This is a genomic window from Vreelandella venusta (assembly GCF_015689495.1).
GTDB classification, from domain to species: domain Bacteria; phylum Pseudomonadota; class Gammaproteobacteria; order Pseudomonadales; family Halomonadaceae; genus Vreelandella; species Vreelandella venusta.
Map to the genome: position 1 here is coordinate 3,588,563 of NZ_CP065135.1, position 14,842 is coordinate 3,603,404.

General features: G+C 53.4%; 17 protein-coding genes. 9 read left to right on the forward strand and 8 right to left on the reverse strand.

Annotated elements, in window-relative coordinates; all coding sequences use genetic code 11:
• Positions 1–38: 38 nt before the first annotated feature.
• The 4 genes from IR195_RS16730 to trmB all read right to left on the reverse strand — a co-directional run bounded on the left by IR195_RS16730 (position 39) and on the right by trmB (position 3,040).
• Complete coding sequence (locus tag IR195_RS16730; protein ID WP_038478183.1) at positions 39–410, reverse strand: diacylglycerol kinase; 372 nt, start codon at positions 408–410, stop codon at positions 39–41.
• 28 nt (positions 411–438) lie between these two features.
• Positions 439–1,869: a D-alanyl-D-alanine carboxypeptidase/D-alanyl-D-alanine endopeptidase gene (gene dacB / locus IR195_RS16735; RefSeq protein ID WP_206048105.1), complete on the reverse strand. Its 1,431-nt coding sequence runs from the start codon at positions 1,867–1,869 to the stop codon at positions 439–441.
• A 179-nt stretch (positions 1,870–2,048) separates the two neighbouring features.
• On the reverse strand, positions 2,049–2,378 hold the full coding sequence (locus IR195_RS16740) for a DMT family transporter (RefSeq protein WP_125751456.1): 330 nt from the start codon (positions 2,376–2,378) through the stop codon (positions 2,049–2,051).
• Positions 2,375–3,040, reverse strand: coding sequence for a tRNA (guanine(46)-N(7))-methyltransferase TrmB (trmB, locus tag IR195_RS16745; protein ID WP_206048106.1), 666 nt, complete (start codon positions 3,038–3,040; stop codon positions 2,375–2,377). Before trmB ends, IR195_RS16740 begins: the two co-directional genes overlap by 4 nt.
• A 210-nt stretch (positions 3,041–3,250) precedes the next feature.
• On the opposite strand from trmB, the gene IR195_RS16750 reads away from it, so the two are divergent.
• From IR195_RS16750 to IR195_RS16780, 7 genes are all read left to right on the forward strand, one after another.
• Positions 3,251–5,137, forward strand: coding sequence for a beta-ketoacyl synthase (locus IR195_RS16750; protein WP_146944856.1), 1,887 nt, complete (start codon positions 3,251–3,253; stop codon positions 5,135–5,137).
• The gene (gene coaD, locus IR195_RS16755) at positions 5,134–5,628 is read left to right on the forward strand and encodes a pantetheine-phosphate adenylyltransferase (RefSeq protein WP_089039814.1); all 495 of its coding nucleotides are present in this window, start codon (positions 5,134–5,136) and stop codon (positions 5,626–5,628) included. Before IR195_RS16750 ends, coaD begins: the two co-directional genes overlap by 4 nt.
• A gap of 72 nt (positions 5,629–5,700) precedes the next feature.
• Complete coding sequence (locus IR195_RS16760; RefSeq protein WP_038478199.1) at positions 5,701–5,949, forward strand: YfhL family 4Fe-4S dicluster ferredoxin; 249 nt, start codon at positions 5,701–5,703, stop codon at positions 5,947–5,949.
• A 12-nt stretch (positions 5,950–5,961) separates the two neighbouring features.
• A complete protein-coding gene (locus IR195_RS16765) occupies positions 5,962–7,260 on the forward strand; it encodes an MATE family efflux transporter (RefSeq protein ID WP_206048107.1) in 1,299 nt (432 codons plus the stop codon).
• A 217-nt stretch (positions 7,261–7,477) separates the two neighbouring features.
• Positions 7,478–8,788: a short-chain fatty acid transporter gene (locus IR195_RS16770; RefSeq protein ID WP_125751465.1), complete on the forward strand. Its 1,311-nt coding sequence runs from the start codon at positions 7,478–7,480 to the stop codon at positions 8,786–8,788.
• A 118-nt stretch (positions 8,789–8,906) separates the two neighbouring features.
• Positions 8,907–9,431, forward strand: a complete 525-nt coding sequence (locus tag IR195_RS16775; RefSeq protein WP_125751469.1) for an acyl-CoA thioesterase — start codon at positions 8,907–8,909, stop codon at positions 9,429–9,431.
• 33 nt (positions 9,432–9,464) lie between these two features.
• Positions 9,465–10,469 carry an ion transporter gene (locus IR195_RS16780; RefSeq protein WP_206048108.1) on the forward strand — a complete coding sequence of 335 codons (1,005 nt, stop codon included), beginning with the start codon at positions 9,465–9,467 and terminating at the stop codon, positions 10,467–10,469.
• 35 nt (positions 10,470–10,504) lie between these two features.
• Here the strand turns inward: IR195_RS16780 and IR195_RS16785 are convergent, their stop codons facing one another.
• On the reverse strand, positions 10,505–11,908 hold the full coding sequence (locus tag IR195_RS16785) for an aminotransferase-like domain-containing protein (protein ID WP_206048109.1): 1,404 nt from the start codon (positions 11,906–11,908) through the stop codon (positions 10,505–10,507).
• 95 nt (positions 11,909–12,003) lie between these two features.
• Here IR195_RS16785 and IR195_RS16790 point away from each other — a divergent pair, with 95 nt between their 5' ends.
• Positions 12,004–12,609: a LysE family translocator gene (locus IR195_RS16790; RefSeq protein WP_206048110.1), complete on the forward strand. Its 606-nt coding sequence runs from the start codon at positions 12,004–12,006 to the stop codon at positions 12,607–12,609.
• On the opposite strand, the gene IR195_RS16795 is transcribed toward IR195_RS16790, so the two are convergent.
• Positions 12,606–12,974: an I78 family peptidase inhibitor gene (locus tag IR195_RS16795; RefSeq protein WP_146944812.1), complete on the reverse strand. Its 369-nt coding sequence runs from the start codon at positions 12,972–12,974 to the stop codon at positions 12,606–12,608. The two genes, IR195_RS16790 and IR195_RS16795, sit on opposite strands and share 4 nt — an antisense overlap.
• A gap of 107 nt (positions 12,975–13,081) precedes the next feature.
• Complete coding sequence (locus IR195_RS16800) at positions 13,082–13,213, reverse strand: entericidin A/B family lipoprotein (protein ID WP_125751484.1); 132 nt, start codon at positions 13,211–13,213, stop codon at positions 13,082–13,084.
• A 201-nt stretch (positions 13,214–13,414) separates the two neighbouring features.
• Between IR195_RS16800 and IR195_RS16805 the strand changes: the two genes are divergently transcribed.
• The gene (locus IR195_RS16805; RefSeq protein WP_206048111.1) at positions 13,415–13,834 is read left to right on the forward strand and encodes an HIT family protein; all 420 of its coding nucleotides are present in this window, start codon (positions 13,415–13,417) and stop codon (positions 13,832–13,834) included.
• A gap of 1 nt (position 13,835) precedes the next feature.
• On the opposite strand, the gene IR195_RS16810 is transcribed toward IR195_RS16805, so the two are convergent.
• Positions 13,836–14,834, reverse strand: a complete 999-nt coding sequence (locus IR195_RS16810; RefSeq protein ID WP_206048112.1) for a nickel/cobalt transporter — start codon at positions 14,832–14,834, stop codon at positions 13,836–13,838.
• Between the last annotated feature and the right edge of the window lie 8 nt (positions 14,835–14,842).

Here is a 14,842-nt window from a genome sequence, read left to right on the forward strand (position 1 = left end):
GATAAAGCGAATCGCTGTATGAGCTGAATAAAATCAATTTAGCCTACTAGTTTTTGCCAGCCTAACAGCCCCCAGGTTAAACCTGCCATGATCAATGACAGCATAACCGCTGCCGAGCCAATATCTTTAGCCCGCCCTGAAAGCTCATGATGCTCGGTGCCAATACGGTCAACGACGTTCTCTATAGCACTATTAAGCAGTTCCACAATCAGCACAAGGCACAGGCTGCCGACCAGCAGCAACCAACTAATAGGCCCTTCTCCAATCCACCAAGCTAGCGGTAGCAACACCGCTGTAATCCCCACTTCTTGGCGAAACGCAGCTTCATTTCTAAAAGCGGCCTTTAGCCCCTTCCATGAATAGCGCGTTGAGTGCATTAAATGGGTTAACCCCGTATGTCCTGGCTTCATGCCTGTTGCCTCGGCGGTAAAATTAAGATTAATTAGCCAATATCATCGCTTCTAAATCCAGCGACAGCGGATCTAACACTTCCGGCCAGCTAAGATAAGGCGTACTGCCAGTGCCGTTAACTAGCACGCTAAAAACGCCCCAGCGCCCCTGAGCGGTACGGAAGTAGCCCGCCAAGGCGCGAACAGAAAATGGCTGATTGAGTGTGCCTGTTTTCAACATGACATTATTTTGAAACGTTGGAGAACCACGGCGAATAAAGCGCATAACCCCATTGGCTGGCGACTGAAAAGAGGCGACAAAACTGGGGAACAAGGCGCTCTGGTGGAACATATCCTCTAACATCACATTGACGCCGTGAGCGGAAGTGCGGTTATCAGTCGTCAGCCCGCTGCCGCTGTGTAACGTTAACGGCCCGTGTCCCGATAAGCTGTTCACATAGGCTTCTATCGCCTCCCCCGCTTGACGCAGTTGCGCTTGTGGCGTTTCCACCAAGTTCAGCGCCAGCACATCAGCCATGTAATTATTGGAGTAGTTCATTGTTCGCAGCAGTAGCTCCTGCAGCGGTTTGCTGTCAACGGCTGCCAAACGCTGTGCACTGCTGGGCGGACGCGTTGAGCTAACCCGCCAGGTATCTCGCACACTGATACCTGCCTGATTTAGCATGCTTAACAATACTTGCGCCGTTTTTTCTGCCGCATCACCAGCGCCACGGTAAACATCACGAGCCGCGGCATTGGTTGAAATTTGTCCGGTAAGGCGCAGAACATCCCCGCGCTCATCGGTAATCCGCTCAGCACTAATGTCAGTGCCACTATTAGCCGGGCGCGTGATAACTTGGTTATCAATCACAATTAACGGCGTGGGGCTATCGCACAAGCCCACGCGAGCAGGCTCGCCCGCTGCTGCAGCGGGGGCTATATTGGCGCACCAGCTACCAAAGTTGACACCTGCCGAGGTGAGCGGCGCACTGTAAGCATTGGTGACTCGGGTACGCGCATTACAGCGGTCCGTGGTAATACACTCAACAGGGCCAAAGCGCCACTGACTAACCACCAGTGCGCCATCCACCTCGCGTACACCAGCTAACTGCAGACGCTGCACTAACCGCCAAAGGTCTTCAGTTGTGAGGCCCGGATCGCCTCCACCTTCAAATACCAAGTCGCCACTTAATACACCATTTTCCACACTACCGGTGCTGACAAGTTGGCTAGTAAAGCGATGCTGAGGCCCAAAACGATTGAGCGCCGCAGCAGACATATAGGCTTTGGTGACAGACGCTGGCGACAACTGACGCTCAGGATTCAGACTACCCAGCAATGCATTACTGCCAGCATCCCCATCCAGTAAGCGTGCTTCAGCGCTAATTGAGAAGCCTTTGCTTTCCAACTGCCCCAACTGGCTGAAATCGGCATACAGTGCAGGGCTTGCGCACATAGCGGCACCTACCACGGTTGTCATCAACGCCCGATGCCAGCGGCGTAGGGATGATTTAACCGCATGATTGAACGCTGAGAATGCCACCGTAGAATAGCTAACTTCTGAACACTTAATATCTGAAGACCCAATATTTGAAGACCTAGTATTTGAAAACCTAGCATTTGAAAACCTAGTATCTGAGCACGTCACGCTTACTTTCCTCAATGCACGTTCATTTTTGAAAAGACTTGAAGTATGACTACCCCAGCCACGATTAAACTAATGCCGATGACGGCAGGTAAATCAGGTTTCTCACCGAAAACTACAATGCCAACCAGCGTGACCAACACGATACCCAGACCTGCCCAGATGGCATAAGCAATACCAACCGGCAATGTCCGCAACACCAAGCTCAACAGATAAAATGCCACACCGTAGCCCACAACAACCATGATGCTTGGAAGTGGTCGAGTGAACCCCACCGAAGACTTGAGGGCGCTTGTAGCGATAACTTCGGCAACAATCGCCAACACTAGATATACAAACGTCATGCCCGCTCCAATTCGATCTGTAACTGCCAAAGCGTTTGGCCGCTTTGATCATACTTTGCTTCAAATGGCGTTAAATAGCTGCCGTTAGGCGCCAACGCGGCAATCGTTGCCTGCTTTCCCGTTGCTAGAGCAATTGCCAGAGCAAACTCTTCAACATACAGCTGCCAATTGGAGCGAACTTCTAAATGCCCTCCAAGGGCTAGCAGTGTGGGGAAAACAGGATGCCCATGCCAGCGCATTTTTAAATGCGCAGCTTTTGGATAAGGATTGGGGTAAAGCAGAAAATGCCGCTCGGGTGCCCACTCTGCCTGTTCAGCTAGTCGCCAGAAATCGACAAGGTCAGCCCGCACCAACCGTGCATTAGTAGGCAATTCACCATGGTCTCGGCTTAACCGATCTTCGCTTCGATCGACGCCGATCACTGCGTGTGCTGGAAACTGTTCTGCCAAACGGCGTGTCGAAAGCCCTACACCGCAGCCGGCATCGAGAATTAACGGCGCTTGCTGCTTTTGCAGCCACGCATGCGCGCCTTCAAAAGCCTGTTGCGTATGCACAGCGATTGGCTTTCGCAGTGGGTTTTCCAAGGCACGGGCTACCCGGCGCGCCACATCGTGATGCGGGCCAGGTTGGTTGGAAACCACGGGTCGTGAAGTATGCTGCATGCCATTCCCTGCTTAAAAAAAACGTGATTCTATCAGTCTACCGCGCACGCGGCATGACGCCGTTGCACGCCCGGTGCTATGATCACGTTCGAGAGTATTATTAAGCGCAGATGAGCAGCACTTTTTTGCTATGCCTCTGACAGTAGCTGTTACTAAAAACCACCGCACCACGAGGAACCCGGCTTGTCACACTTACCGGTGATTGTCGGCATGGGCGGCATCAATCCCGCCGGCAGAACCTCGGGCCACCAGGCCTTCCGCCGCACCGTGCTTGATGCTCTTCCAGCTGACCAGCAGCGCCAAACACTGGAAGGCTTGGCAGCGCTTATGCGCCTTGCCGAGCATTCCGCTAACGGCTGGCATAATAGCGCCGGCCAGCCCATTGATTCCCCTGCTCAAACCTTGCGCGATCATGTGCTTAACCACACATTGATTCGGCGCAACGAGGATCCACGCTTTCTCGCCCCGGGCTTACCAGCCAACCGACGGGCAGAAATGACCCTGTCTGAACCGGTACGTTTTACACTGCGCCGCCGCCAGCTGCCCGAACAGCTGCCTGAAGGATGGCAGGTGGAGGACATCGACGCGAAAGTAGTCGCAGTCACTGTGCCCGCAGGCAACTTTAGTGCTCTGCTGCCTGACGCCTTAGAGCCCAAGGTGCGCGCAGCCGCCCAACTGCCGAGTGGCTTCGATCCCGCTAGCCTTTACCGTAGCGTGCACCATCCGCGCGGGCTGTCGATGGCAGTCTTTAGTGCCAGTGACTGCCTAGGTGCCAGCGGGCTCGCTTGGGAAACAATTCGCCAGCGGCTTGACCCTGACCATATCGCTGTATATGCGGGCAACTCTATTGGCCAATTAGATGACCAAGGCTGGGGCGGCTTACTAAAGAGCTTGGTGAGTGGCCAACGCGCCACCTCTAAGCAGATGCCGCTGGGTTACGGGCAAATGCCCGCTGACTTCCTCAATGCTTACGTATTAGGCAGCGTGGGAAGCACGGGGGCAACCTTAGGCGCCTGCGCAAGCTTTTTATACAACCTGCGCCTGGGGATTGATGATATTCGTACAGGGCGCTGCCGGGTCGTTATGGTAGGCACCGCAGATGCGCCGATTACCCCCGAAATCATCGAAGGCTTCCGCGCCATGGGCGCACTGGCCGATGATGCCAGCCTGAAGGCACTGGATTCTTTAGCGCTACTTACCGACGCTGATTACCAACGCGCTTGTCGCCCATTTGCACGTAACTGTGGCTTCACCATGGCGGAAGCAAGTCAGTTCGTCCTGTTAATGGACGATGCGTTAGCGCTTGAGCTAGGGGCGGATATTCTAGGTTCAGTGCCCGATGTGTTCGTCAATGCCGATGGCTTTAAACGCTCTATTTCTGCACCCGGTATTGGCAACTACATTACCCTGGGCAAAGCAGCCGCTTTGGTAAAAGATATGCTTGGTGAGAAAGCGCTAAAAGAGCGCACTTTCCTGCATGCCCATGGCACCAGTACTCCCAAAAACCGCACTACCGAATCCCATGTTTTTGATGAGATTGCCCGAGCAAACGGCATTGAGAACTGGCCAGTGGTCGCCATTAAAGCGTTTATCGGTCACTCTCAAGGGTCTGCAGCAGGCGATCAATTGGTAAGCGCTTTGGGCAGTTTTGCCCATGGGTTACTGCCAGGTATTCCCACCTTAGACGCAGTCGCAGACGATGTATTCGCTAAGCGGCTGCGTTTTTCCACTACCCCAGTGGCATTTAGCGCCGATGCGGCGTTTATTAATGCAAAAGGGTTCGGTGGTAATAACGCGACTGGCGTTGTGCTCTCCCCTCAGGTCACCGAGCGATTGCTCACTCAGCGCCACGGTAGTGCTGCCATTAGCGCCTGGAAAACACGCCGAGAAGCTGTGCGCGAGAATGCCGCCGCTTATTTAGCCGACGCTGACCATGGGCACTATGCGCCTCGTTATCAGTTTGGTGAAGCCGTTCTAGAAGGCCCTGAACTTGAGATCTACGCCGACCGCATTCATATTCCGGGCTATGATCACGCCGTTTCGCTAACGGCGGACAATCCTTTTGGTCAGCTTGACGAGCAGGAGCCCCCCGAATGAACGATCAACGTGTGAATGTTGCCGTCTACCCCGGGACCTTTGACCCCATCACCAACGGCCATTTTGATCTTATCGAACGCGGCGCCCGGATGTTCGATAAAGTCGTCATTGCCGTCGCGGCGAGCCCCGGCAAGCAGCCTAGCCTTGAGTTAGACACCCGTATCGCGCTGGCCAAAATGGTGTGTGCTTCACTACCGAACGTAGAGGTCATCGGCTTTTCAACACTTCTGACCACTATGATGCGTGAACAGGGGGCCACCATTATTCTACGTGGCCTGCGGGCTGTCTCGGATTTCGAATACGAGCTACAGTTGGCCAATATGAATCGGGCGCAAAACCCTGAGCTTGAGAGCGTATTTCTCACTCCAGCGGTGGAAAACTCCTATATTTCGTCGACCATCGTGCGAGAAATCGCCAAACTGGGCGGCGATATTTCACCGCTCGTTCACCCGCAGGTCGCAGAGGCACTGCGTAAGCACTACACTATCTAGCGATCGATATTGTTGAGTAAAACGCTCAGGTATATAGCTACCTGGGCGAAAAGCCATTCGTGAGGTACGCCCATGGCCCTGATGATCACCGACGAATGCATTAACTGCGACGTCTGCGAACCTGAATGCCCCAATGACGCCATCTCTCCTGGCGAAGAGATTTACGTTATTGACCCCAACTTATGCACGGAATGTGTCGGTCACTTTGACGAGCCACAGTGCCAGCAAGTGTGTCCAGTGGACTGCATCCCTCTCGACCCAGAGCGTCCCGAAACCCACGAGAAACTCATGGAGAAGTACCGCATTATTACTGCTGCTTAGGCTCACTGAAACGTGCGTATTTGGACTCTTGCCTGGCCAATTATTCTTTCGAATATAACAGTGCCCTTACTAGGGCTGGTCGATACCGCAGTGGTCGGGCACCTGCCCGATTCTCGCTATCTGGCGGCCGTGACTCTCGGTGCGACACTGTTTAGTTTCCTCTATTGGGGGTTTGGCTTCCTACGTATGGGCACCACGGGGTTGGTTGCCCAGGCAATCGGCCGCGAAGCGCATAGCGATGTGCGCAACTTGCTGGGCCAGTCGCTCATTATGGCGGCCGTCATCGGCGCGTTACTGATTATCTTTGGCTCGCCGCTGATTTCGCTCGGTTTGTGGCTATTAGACGGCAGCGAAGCGGCGACACCACTGGCACGCGAGTATGCCGAAATACGCCTCTGGTCGGCACCAGCGGTGCTGGCGAACTACGCTATTCTCGGTTGGTTTTTGGGTCAACAAAACGCCCGCGTTACGCTGATGATTTTAGTACTGACCAACAGCGTCAATATCGTGCTCGATCTTTGGTTTGTCGTAGGACTAGGGATGACCAGCGGCGGCGTCGCCCTGGCCAGCGTGATTGCCGATTACAGTGCGCTGACTTTTGGCGGCTATTTAGTACTGCGCCAACTTGTCCACTTGGAAGGCGGCTTTCAACGCCAGCGGCTTTTGGTAGTGTCAGCCTACTCAGCCCTGGTTAATGTTAACGCCAACCTGTTTGTACGCACCTTAGGTCTGCTGTTTGCCATGGCCTTTTTTACCGCTCAAGGGGCACGTCAGGGCGACACCGTGTTAGCCGCTAATGCTGTGCTACTGCAATTTATTATGCTCACCAGCTACGCACTTGATGGCTTCGCCCACGCGGCGGAATCGCTAGTAGGCCGCGCGTATGGCCGGCGTGACTGGCGTGAGTTTGCAGCGACAGTTCGGGCGACAGCACAATTCTCGTTCTGGACAGCCACTGTCGCCACCGTTACCTTCGCATTAGCTGGAAATTATCTAGTTGCCATGCTGACAGGACTGGCAGAGGTGCGTGCTACCGCCGCTAGCTACCTGCCTTGGATGATTGTGATGCCATTAATAGCCGTATGGAGCTATTTATTTGATGGCGTTTTTATCGGCACCACCGCTGTGCGCGAAATGCGCAACAGTATTTTTATCGGTTTAGCGGTTTACCTACCGACTTGGTGGCTATCTCAAGGGCTTGGCAACCATGGCCTGTGGTTAGCCTTAACACTCTTTATGCTCACTCGCTCAGTGGTACTAATCGCCTACTACTACCGCTACCGTCAGCGCTACTGGCGCCCTCAGGGCTAAGCCCACATTGCTGAAATTCGCAGCGCTAACCCCCTCGTGCCCTCCCACCGTTGAATCCCACCACGCTTAGCGATTGCCAACCGGTCTATCGTAAGAATGATTCTCTGAGTCAGTCGTTGAGCAAGCACTTAATCAAGCCGCTAACAATGGATGAAAAATACGGAGTACCGCCGTATATTAGCCACGCATATCTTAATAACGAATAAAGAGAGCACTCATGTTAAAACTCATATCGAAACCGGCCGTTAAGCTGGTCGAGCGCTATTTGCCTGACCCTTATATCTTTGTTCTGCTGCTTACATTGATTGCTTCCGTGGCTGCCATCGCCGTTGAGCGCCAAACACCGCTTGCCGTGCTGCGCATGTGGGGCGATGGCTTTTGGGGGCTACTCACCTTCTCAATGCAAATGCTGCTGGTACTCGTCACGGGCTTTATGCTGGCAAGCTCACCGCCGGTCAAACGCATTCTGCAGAAAATCGCTGGCACTGCGAAAAGTCCTGGTGGTGCGATCATTTTAGTTACGCTTGTTTCACTCGCGGCTAGTTGGATTAACTGGGGATTTGGCCTGGTTGTTGGGGCGCTTTTTGCCAAAGAGCTCGCTCGCCTGGTGCGAGTGGACTACCGGCTTCTGGTTGCCAGTGCTTACTCAGGCTTCGTGGTATGGCATGGTGGGCTTGCTGGTTCAATTCCGTTGACCATTGCCACTGAAGGCCACTTCTCCGCTGATCAGATCGGCGTTATCGGTACTGGCTCAACTATTTTTGCTTTCTTTAACCTTGCGATTGTTATTTGCCTGTTTATCGCCGTCCCGTTAGTTAACCGCTTCATGCTGCCGGACGAAAAAGACAGCGTATATGTCGACCCCAACCTGCTAAACGATGAACCTGAACAGCAAGGTCGTATTACCCGTCCAGCCGAAAAGCTCGAAAACAGTATGCCTCTCGCCCTACTAGTGGGTGTTCCGGGGCTGCTATTCCTGCTCGACCACTTTCTACTCCGTAGCGGCGGTTTGAACCTAAACGTGGTTAATTTCCTGTTCCTATTCTTAGCTATTGTGCTGCACCGGACGCCGCGCAACCTGCTCAACAGTTTGAACGAAGCCATAAAGGGCGGCGCTGGCATTGTCATCCAGTTCCCCTTCTACGCGGGCATTATGGCCATAATGGTGCAATCGGGATTGGCCCAGAGCATGTCTGAATGGTTAGTCTCTTTCGCCACCGCTACGACGCTGCCATTCTGGTCTTTCCTAAGTGCTGGCATCGTAAACTTGTTCGTGCCTTCCGGCGGTGGCCAGTGGGCTGTGCAAGCCCCGGTTATGCTACCTGCCGCAGAAGCGCTGGGTGCTGATATTCCACGTATTGCCATGGCAGTCGCCTGGGGCGATGCCTGGACAAACCTATTGCAGCCTTTCTGGGCATTGCCGGTTCTGGCTATCGCAGGCCTGAAAGCGAAAGACATTATGGGCTTCTGTCTTATCCAGCTATTGGTTACCGGCATTATCATTTCTGTTGGCCTAGTATGGCTCTAGCACTCATGTAGCGGTAGCGTTAGGGCACTAGTTTTAGCACACTAGCCTGACAACACTTGAGACCTGCATAGCGCCCGCCCTCTGGGGCGGGCATTTTAATCTCTAAAGGCTATTATTTATGTCTGACACCCAAGTTGAACATAGCGCCCTGCCCGGCCAGCGAGAACTCTCCATGACGGTGTTAATGACACCCGACATGGCTAATTTCAGTGGCAAAGTACACGGTGGTGCTATTCTTAAAAAACTCGATGAGGTGGCCTATGCCTGCGCCAGTCGTTATTCAGGTCACTATGTCGTCACGCTTTCCGTCGATCAGGTGTTGTTTAAACAACCGATTCACGTCGGCGAGCTGGTGACCTTTCTTGCCAGCGTCAATCATGTGGGGCGCTCTTCTATGGAGATCGGCGTTAAGGTGGTGGCCGAAGATATTCGTGAGAAGCTGATTCGTCACACCAATAGCTGCTATCTCACCATGGTGGCAGTAGATTCAGACGGTAAGCCCGCGTTAGTACCGCCGCTAGCATTGGAAACGTCGCTACAGAAGCTGAGGTTCGAAAAAGCCGCACTACGCAAAAAACTGCGTAAGCAGGCAGAGCAGGAAGAGTTACTAACGCATAAACATCATCATCAGCAGCACTCTTAACGCCTAACCCACACTCCAGAGCAAGGAGTCCTCATGCCCGTTAGGGAGCGCTACCCACAGCTACCTAAAACCGTTGAGTATGCGCATATCGGCTGGGATTTTTTTATTCTCGCCGCGGTTATCATCAACCTTGGCCTACTACTGTTTGACTCGTTATTTCTGATTGGGCCAATTAACGACGCCCTTGCCAGCCTCGCACCTGGCTTTCACGCTTTTTACGACACAGTGATCCACCGCCGTTTTATTACCATCGACTTATTTTTCGTGGGTATTTTTATAACGGATGTGCTGCTGGGTTGGGTGGTAGCGATTGCCGAACGACGCTACCACCGCTGGTTTTTCTACCCTTTTGTTCACTGGTACGACGTGCTTGGCTGCATACCGCTCAGCGGGTTTCGTTTATTACGCGTGCTGCGTGTCGTATCACTCTTACACCGACTGCACCGGCTGCGTTTGATTAATGTAACTCGCTGGACCAGCTACCGTTTTTTTGCCAAGTATTACGACATCCTGTTAGAGGAACTTTCCGATCGCATTGCACTGCGCTTACTAGGTAATGTGCAAGAGCAAATTGTCGCTAGCGATTCGCTTACAGAGCAGGTTATTGATCGCGTTATCCTCCCACGCAAGGCTCAGCTAATTCATGAAATTGCTCAACGATTAGAAACAACGGTGGGGCAAGCCTATCAACAGAACCGCATCGCTATTATGGCGGCGATTGACGACTTAGTTAGCCGAACACTGCGGGAAAGCCCAGAAATTCAAAAACTACACCGCCTTCCCATGGGATACACGGCTTCAAACGCTATGCAGGCGTCACTTAGCGGAGTTGCCCAGCGGCTAGTGGATGAGCTCGCCCAAGGCATTCACTCAACGGAGTTTCGCCAACTGGTTGAGCGTACAGCCGAAACAGGCCTCAACAGCTGGCTAACCGTGGATGAAACAAGCGCGCATGTCACCGAACAAGTGCTTTACGACATTCTCGAAATGCTCAAAGAGCAGGTACGCCATCAAGGATGGAAAGACCGTTATGAGTAGCTTGGTTACCAATCGCAGGGCTATTCATAGTCCTGCTATACGGTAACGGTCGCCAACGGAGGCTGAGCCAGGCACTGCTTAATAACGTTCAGTGCCTGGGTTAATGCCTGCCTATCAGCAGCAGCGCCAATACAAATCCGAATGGCCTGGGGCGCCGGCGTACTTCCCACACAAAAAGGCTCCGCATTTGACACTTTAACGCCTTGCAGCTGCAAGCGTTCACACAGCTCAATGGCACGACTCCCTTCCGGCAGCGTTAGCCAAACATTGCTGCCATTGTGGCTTCGACCCAGCCTGTAATCAGCAAGCACCTCTGTCACTATTTGCTGTCGCGCGGCCAACTCCTCGGTTTGCCATGCAAGCAGCGATGCTGCCTCGGGCTGAGCGATCCAATAACAGGCAATATCAACCATGAGCGGCGGTACCATCCAGCTCTGCGCCCTTAACCCAGCGGCTAGGCGTTCAAGCAGCTTATTAGGTGCCCGCAAGACTCCGATACGCAGTCCACCTGCCAACACTTTTGCGGTGCTGAAGACAAACAGCGTTCGTTCTGGCGCTAACTGATACAGCGGCGTGCCACGCTGTTCTGCAGGCAAATACTGCACACCATCTTCCAGCAACCAACTATCGTAGCGCCTAGCGAGCGCCACCAACTGCTCTCGCCGCGCCTCGCTGAGACATGCCCCGGTAGGATTATTCTGATCAGGTGTCACATAGATCAACCTGGGTGGCTGGCGGGCGCACTGGGCTTCCAGCGCTTCCATACACATCCCCGACTCATCAAAAGCAATGCCAACCATTTTTAGGTGTGCTTGCTGGGCAGCGCTAATGGCACCTGGATAGGTCAAAGCATCGGTTGCAATCAGTTCACCAGGACGCAGCAACGTACTCAGCGCTAAACTAATGCCATGCTGTCCCCCCTGAGTAACCAGTAGCTCATCCACATCCAGCGCCATACCTAACTGCGCCAGCCACCCTGCCAACCTTTCGCGATGACCTTCGGTGCCCCTGGCATCAAGATAGGAAACTCCTCGCGTGACTGCAGAAGGCGATTCGCTTATTGCCTTTAATGCAGCGCTGAACGCCTGCAAACGAAGCGGATGAGGCGGCGGCAAACTTAAGCTTAAGTCGATGATATCACTATCATCACTGTCGCCACTCGCCCGCCATGCCATATCAAAAACGGTTCTTGGTGCAGGTTGTTTGACGAAGGTTCCACTGCCTACTCGCGCGGTTACCCAGCCATGGTGCTCTGCCTCAGCATACCCCCGAGTAACGGTGCCTACGGTTACCCCTAGCGCATCCGCTAAGCGCCGCTGAGGTGGTAAACGTTCGCCTGGGGAAAGTTCGCCGGCCGAGATGGCTGCGCCAATGGACTGGGCAATCGCGCGATAGCGTGGCCCAGAAAAACACTCAAGTGAAGGCACCCAAATTGTCATGATGACAATAAAACCTTTGACGTAGATTTACCCGCCATTATGCTTACAAAAGCGATCAAAAAACAATTTAAACCACAGAATTGTATGGGTACAAAATGAATAACGAATGGCTACTGCTTGGCCCGGCTGCGCTTTATATGATGTCGATGACGCTTACCCCTGGGCCAAACAATATTATGCTGACCGCCTCTGGGGCGAATTTTGGGTTTCGCAGAACCATGCCTCATATGTGGGGCATTTTAGGCGGCTGTTTTCTGCTGTTTTCCGGTATCGCGCTGGGGCTAGGCATCTTGTTTGAACGCTTTCCTATGGTGCAAACGACACTCCGCTGGGTAGGTAGCGCCTATTTGTTGTATTTAGCTTGGAAGATAGCCACTGCGCCACCGCCAAATCTCAACGGAACTCAACACGGGGTACCGCTAACCTTTTTCCAAGCCGCGATGTTTCAATTCGCCAACCCTAAAGCGTGGGTAATGGGGTTGGCGTTGATGGCTGGGTTTCTGCCCGAAAATGGCCAACCGGTGGTAAACGCACTGGTGTTAGCAGGCTTTGCGGAGTTGGTCGCGCTGCCGTGCATTGCCCTGTGGGCAGCGTTTGGCAGCGCGATTGGACAGTGGATCAAAAGTGACCAAGCATGGCGGGCATTTAATATCACTATGGGACTATTAACGGCCGCCTGCGTCGTACTGATTTTACGCTAGCCGCAGCGCAGCGCTTCAATCGTGTCATTAAGTTCAAGAAGAATATTTAAGCGGTCTTCGCGATAATCCATGGTGGCAGCGCCGTTAGGCCTGAGTACCCTAACCTGCTTGGCACCACTCTCACTTTGTAGCGCGGGTACATTGACTTCATCAAAAGGCGTGCCAATGGCGTACTGAACCGCCTCAGCATCGCATGTGGTGCGCATTTCGGCAGAAGGCTGACCAACAGCTGGAGGCTCTGGAGCAGAGACATTATCGGGTGAGCCTGCGCATGCCACCAATAACACCGAGACTGGTAATACCGATGCGAGTAATACCGTGAGGCTGGCCAATTTTTTCTTCGCACAGCGGAATGGATGATTCATTGTGGTGCTTCCTTGTGTTGGCAAATAACTGCCCTGAATGCAAAACGGGCTAGACAACTATGCCTAACCCGCTCATTCACGCCAAGAAACAGGGGAAATAAAGCGTATTAACTCGCCGCATCCTGAACTGCTTGGCCACCTTCTTGAACGTCTTTTCCTGCACCTGCAATGGTATTGCAGCCCGTTAGAGCGCCCGCCGTCATCAACAGAATAAAGCTAATACTTAATAGTTTTTTCATCTGCGTTCTCCTTAACAAATCCTTCAACATCGGGATGCTCCGACGGCAGCCTTGCCGTATGGGAGTGTTTTTAGCGTAACATATTTTAATAATTTCGCCTGTTTTGCCCCCGCCTTCCCAAGCCCTTAACAGGCCTTTGATAAGGGGCAAGGCGAATCATCAACTGCTATGATGATTTTCATTATGTAAAGGAGTACTTACTTGAAAACCTTTGAACTTGACCCACGCCTAGAAGCAGACACCTTGCCACTCACCGACCTTCCTCTGTGCCGTGCGCTGCTAATGAACGACGCACGCTACCCTTGGGTAGTTCTGGTGCCCAGGCGTGCCTCAGTCAGCGAAGTGTTTGAACTAAGTCAGGATGAGCAAGCCCAGCTATGGCGTGAAACGATAGCGCTAGGCGCAGCGATGAAGGAGATATTTCACGGTGACAAGCTCAATATTGCCACTTTAGGCAATGTGGTCAGCCAGCTGCATATGCATCTAGTAGTACGTTATACAGATGATGCCTGCTGGCCAGCGCCGGTATGGGGCAATGGTAGCCCAGAGCCTTATGAGCTAGCCCTACAGGGCAGTCGCCGCGAACAGTTACTGGCCCAAATTGAAGGGTTAAAGCTTTAACTTAATTCCCCAGCAAAGAGCCCTGCCTTGAGGGTGGCTCACTAAGTAATGGACCACTAGCAGGTTGGGCGGCGCCAGCCATAAAAAGTGATACGCCTAGTGCAACAATAAGAGCACCGCCGGCAAACGCCACCCAACCCGCCGCTTTTTCGACCACCTGTCGGCTGCTCTGTTGCTGCAGCCGCTTAGCGGCCCAGCCTCGAGCCACGATGCTTGCCAGCGCCAGCACAGAAACGGTAATACCGGTACCAAGCGACATGGCAAGCACCGAAGCGACACCGACGTAAAACTGCCCAAGCAGGCTAGCAGCCCCCAGCATCAGCACCGCCCCAGTGCATGGGCGCATTCCAATCGCACCAACGGTCATCAGCGCTGTGCGCCAATCCAGCGCTTGCTGCGGCTCAATATGATGAGCCCCACCGCAGCAGTGGGAATGATCATGGCTGTGACTGTGACTGTGGCCGTGACCAACAGCATCACTAGCGCGGCTTGAGTAAGCGTGGCGCAATTGGGTTATCGCCCGCCAGCATAACCAGCCACCTAACAGTGCCACCAATATAAAGCTGGCTTGCTCCACCCAAACCGCGCTCCCCATCGCCTGGCGGGTTACCCAGCCTAGCCCATGTACAAGCACTGCCACCATGGCAATCGCCGTTATCCCCTGCAGCAGAGCTGCCGCAAAAGAGAGCCCCAAGGCGCGACGGGTAGCACCGCCGTGAGACGCTAAATACGTCGCCAATACCGCTTTGCCATGTCCAGGCCCCGCAGCATGGAAAACGCCATAAGCAAAACTTCCCCCCAGCAGCGTTAGCCAAGTGTTAGTAGAAGGCGCACGCGAGAGTTCGGTAATAGCAAGCGTTAGGGTGCGGTGTAAATCTCGCTGCCAAGCCAGCAGTTGAAGACTAACCTCCTGAAAATTAGCCTGTACGATGAAGACCAACAACAGCGCTCCCGACACGGTAAGCGCTCCCCATAGCAGTTGTTGCCGCGTTAAAGGCATTGCCCCTC